5 protein-coding genes are annotated in these 3,983 nt (G+C 74.1%); 1 reads left to right on the top strand and 4 read right to left on the bottom strand.

Annotated features, from left to right (window positions below):
* From CCN51_RS47400 to CCN51_RS47415, 4 genes are all read right to left on the bottom strand, one after another.
* On the bottom strand, positions 1-672 hold a 672-nt coding region (locus tag CCN51_RS47400), incomplete at its 3' end, for an ABC transporter ATP-binding protein (RefSeq protein ID WP_086861002.1).
* Positions 669-1,724: a FecCD family ABC transporter permease gene (locus tag CCN51_RS47405; RefSeq protein ID WP_014175701.1), complete on the bottom strand. Its 1,056-nt coding sequence runs from the start codon at positions 1,722-1,724 to the stop codon at positions 669-671. The genes CCN51_RS47405 and CCN51_RS47400, both read right to left, overlap by 4 nt.
* Positions 1,721-2,722: a FecCD family ABC transporter permease gene (locus CCN51_RS47410; protein ID WP_014175700.1), complete on the bottom strand. Its 1,002-nt coding sequence runs from the start codon at positions 2,720-2,722 to the stop codon at positions 1,721-1,723. The genes CCN51_RS47405 and CCN51_RS47410 overlap by 4 nt, the downstream gene beginning before the upstream one ends.
* 67 nt (positions 2,723-2,789) lie before the next feature.
* On the bottom strand, positions 2,790-3,191 hold the full coding sequence (locus tag CCN51_RS47415) for a PIN domain-containing protein (protein WP_014175699.1): 402 nt from the start codon (positions 3,189-3,191) through the stop codon (positions 2,790-2,792).
* 124 nt (positions 3,192-3,315) lie between these two features.
* On the opposite strand from CCN51_RS47415, the gene CCN51_RS47420 reads away from it, so the two are divergent.
* The coding region (locus tag CCN51_RS47420; RefSeq protein WP_483883472.1) for a PLL family lectin at positions 3,316-3,983 on the top strand (668 nt) is incomplete at its 3' end.

Raw genomic sequence — 3,983 nt, forward strand, 5'->3', positions numbered from 1 at the left:
GCCCTCGGCCACGATCCGCCCGCCCCGCATGGCGATCAGATGGTCGGCGTAGCGCGCCGCCTGGTTCAGATCGTGCAGCACCGCGACCACGGTCCGGCCGCGGTCGTGGTTGAGCTGCCGCACCAGGTCGAGCACCTCCACCTGGTGGGCGATGTCCAGATAGGTCGTCGGCTCGTCGAGCAGCAGCACATCGGTGTCCTGGGCCAGCGCCATGGCGATCCATACGCGTTGCCGCTGGCCGCCGGAGAGCTCGTCGACCGGGCGCTGGGCGAGCTCGGCGGTCCCGGTGCGCTCCATGGCCTCGCCGACGGCCCGCTCGTCGTCCTCCGACCACTGCTGCCACCACTTCTGATGCGGCTGCCGCCCGCGCGAGACCAGATCCGCCACCGTGATCCCCTCCGGCGGCACCGGGGTCTGCGGCAGCAGCCCGATGGCCTGGGCGATCCGCTTCGTCGGAAGGCGGGACAGCTCGGCGCCGTCCAGCAGCACCGCGCCGCGCCGCGGCTTGAGAAGGCGGCCGAGCGCGCGCAGCAGGGTGGACTTGCCGCAGGCGTTGGGGCCGACGATCACCGTGACCTTGCCGTGCGGGATCTCCAGGTCGAGGCCGTCGACGACCGTGCGGTCCTCGTACGCGAGGGTCAGCTCCCGCGCGGTCAGGCGGTTGTCGGTCACGCGGTGCCTCCGGAACGGCTACGGGTGCGGATGAGCAGCCACATCAGATACGGGGCGCCCACCAGGGCGGTGAACACGCCGACCGGCAGCTCGGTCGGCGAGAAGAGCCTGCGGGCCAGCAGATCCGCCGTGACCACGACCAGCGCCCCGGTCAGCGCCGAACACAGCAGCGGCGGCTGCTCGGTGCGCGCGACCCGGCGCGCGATCTGCGGGGCGAGCAGCGCCACGAAGTCCACCGGCCCGGCGGCGCCGGTGGCGACGGACGCGAGAACCACCCCGAGGCCGCTCAGCCCCAGCCGGACCCGGTCCAGCCGGACGCCGAGCGCGGTGGCCGTATCGTCGTCCAGCGACACCCCGCGCCGCGCCCGGGCCGCCCACAGCAGCGGCACCAGCAGGAGCAGCAGCGCCGTCGCGAGCGGCGCGGCCTGGTCGTAACCGCGGCCGTTGAGCGACCCGGTGAGCCAGACCTTGGCCTGCTGGGCCACCAGATAGTCGCCCTTGGTCAGAAACAGCCGGGACAGCGAGCCCAGGGCCACCGAGATCCCGATGCCGATGAGGACGAAGCGCGAGGCGCTGAGCCCCTTGCGCCAGGCGAACACGTACACCAGCGCGGCGGCCGTGAGGCCGCCGCCGACCGACACATACGGCAGGGCGGTGTACGAGGTGATGCCGAAGGTCATGGCGGCGACCGTGGCCGCGCCCGCGCCATGCGTCACCCCGATGACATCGGGGCTGGCGAGCGGATTGCGGGCCATGGTCTGGATCAGCGCGCCGGACAGCCCGAAGGCCACGCCGACCAGCAGCCCGGTCACCAGGCGCGGCAGCCGGAGCGTGCCCACCACCAGTTCGTCGGGGCTGGGCTGCCCCAGCAGCACCCGTACGACCTCCGTCGGCGAGACGAACGACTCGCCGACGCACAGCGACGCCACGACGGCCACCGCCAGCGCGGCGGCGAGGACGACGGCCGCCACAACGGCCCTGCGGTGCACGAGGAAGCTGCCCCGCCCGGCCCTGACCACGGTGTACCCGGCGGCACGGGTAGTGGTGCTCACGCCGCCACCGCCTTCCGGCGCACCAGGGCGATCAGGAACGGCACGCCCGCCAGGGCGGTCATCACGGACACCGGCACCTCCGAGGGCTGGAAGACGATACGGCCGATGACATCCGAGGTGAGGATCATCACCGGGCCGAGCAGCGCGGCCGTCGGCAGCAGCCAGCGGTGGCCGGTGCCGACGAGGGCGCGTGCGATATGCGGAACGGCAAGGCCGGTGAAGGCGATCGGGCCCGCGGCGGCGACCGCGACACCCGTCAGCACGGTCGCGCCCACAGTGCCCGCCATCCGCAGCAGCCCGACATTGCGGCCAAGCCCCCGCGCGACGTCGTCGCCGAGGGCGAGCGCGTCGAGCCCGCGGGCCATCGCCAGCACCAGCAGCAGCCCGGCGGCCAGAAACGGCCAGGTCTGCCCGGCGATCGTGGCGTCACGCCCGCTGAGCGAGCCCACGTCCCAGAACCGGAACTCGTCCAGGACCCGGGCGTTGGTGGTGACGATCGCCGAGACCACCGAGGCGATGAACGCGTTCATCGCGGCACCGGCCAGGGCGAGTTTGACCGGCGACGCGCCCCCGCGTCCGCTGCTGGCCACCGCGTACACGCACACCGCCGCGAGCGCCGCGCCCGCGAACGCGAACCAGACGTACCCGTTCAGCGTGTGCACCCCGAAGAAGGCGATCGCGCAGACCACGCCCAGCGAGGCCCCCTGGCTGATGCCCAGGATGCCGGGCTCGGCGATCGGGTTGCGGGTGATCCCCTGCAGTACGGTGCCGGCCACGGCGAGGGCCACCCCGACCATGACGCCGATGACGGTCCGCGGCACCCGCAGGGACCGTACGACTTGGGCGTTGTCGCTCGTACCGCCGTGCAGCAGGGCGTCGTACACCTCGCCGATGGCGATCGGGCGGCTGCCGACCGCGAGGCTGAGCACCACGGCGACCAGGAGCAGCAGCGCCGCCGCGGATATCCAGCCGACGCGGCGGCGCGCGACTCCCGACATTCGCCCCTTCTCTCTTCCGTACTCTTAGCCAAGGCTTGCCTAAGAGTACGTGGGGCCGACGGGCCGCTCAGTCGGCGGGGCGGACCGAGCGCGGGCCCGTGACCTCGGCCCCCAGCGCCCGCACCCGCGTCCGCAGCTCCCGGTCGGCGGTCACCGCCAGACACGGCCGCCCCGGCTCGCGGGCCGCCACCACCTCCACGATCCGGTCGTCCCCGCTGCCCGGCGCCCGCTCCACCCGCACCCCCGGTACGGGCGACACATCGCGCGCGGCGCCCTCGACCACGAGCACGATGTCCACGGGCGGCCGCCCGGCCCACTCCGGGACCCCGGGACGGGGTGGCAGCCCGCTCTCGGCGAGGGCGGCGAGCCGGTCCCGCAGGCGCTCGGCCGCGCCGCGCCGGTCCCGCCACCAGCCGTCGGGCACCGAACCGATGACATTCGCCGCGTCCACGACGACCAGACCTTCCATAACGGAGGCAAAATACTATGGGTGGCACCGCGTCAGCAGGGGTGACGCGCAAGCCTCGTGGACCTCGTGGAGGCCCACCCAGGCTCACCAGGGGGAACGACGTCAGGGAAGGTTGCAGCGGGCCATGGCGTTGCGGTTGCTCCGCGGCAAGGACGGCAGGCTCACGGCCTATGCACCGGTGGCGGGCGGTATCGCCCGCTGGACCGAGGAGCGGCCAGGGGGCCCGCGGTGGACCGGGCCGCGGCTGATCGAGGTGCCGGGCCTGACCGCGCTGACGGTGGCCCAGGGCGCCGACGGCTACGCCCATCTGCTGGGGCTGCGGCACCGGCAGGGCGGCGGCGACGGCCCGGACGTGGACATCGTCCACGCCACCCAGTTCCAGACCGGAAGGCCCCTGACGGCCTGGCACTCCCTCGGCACCCCGCACCCCAAGGACCGGGGCAAGGCCCAGCGGACCGGGGCGCCGGCCGCGGCCGTGGACTCTTCGGGGGCCGTGCACGTCTTCGTACGCAACGCCGGGCGCGGGGTCAGCGCGCGGCGACAGGACGGCAAGGGCAAGTGGGGCGGGTGGACCGACCTCAAGGGCGCCGACGTACTGGACGGGCTGTCCGCCGCCACCCGCCGGGGCGAGCAGTTCGACGCGCCCGTCGGCGGTCGCGGCGGCGGACAGCCCGTCCAGTACGTCGGCGCCCTTGAGGTCGGTCCACCCGCCCCACTTGCCCTTGCCGTCCTGTCGCCGCGCGCTGACCCCGCGCCCGGCGTTGCGTACGAAGACGTGCACGGCCCCCGAAG

Source organism: Streptomyces milbemycinicus (assembly GCF_002154605.1).
Lineage (GTDB): Bacteria > Actinomycetota > Actinomycetes > Streptomycetales > Streptomycetaceae > Streptomyces > Streptomyces milbemycinicus.

What these genes read in the sequence shown, in the direction of transcription:
- CCN51_RS47410 (WP_014175700.1), bottom strand. Translation starts at nt 2,722, where the DNA reads ATGTCGGGAGTCGCGCGCCGCCGCGTCGGCTGGATATCCGCGGCGGCG.
- CCN51_RS47415 (WP_014175699.1), bottom strand. Translation starts at nt 3,191, where the DNA reads ATGGAAGGTCTGGTCGTCGTGGACGCGGCGAATGTCATCGGTTCGGTG.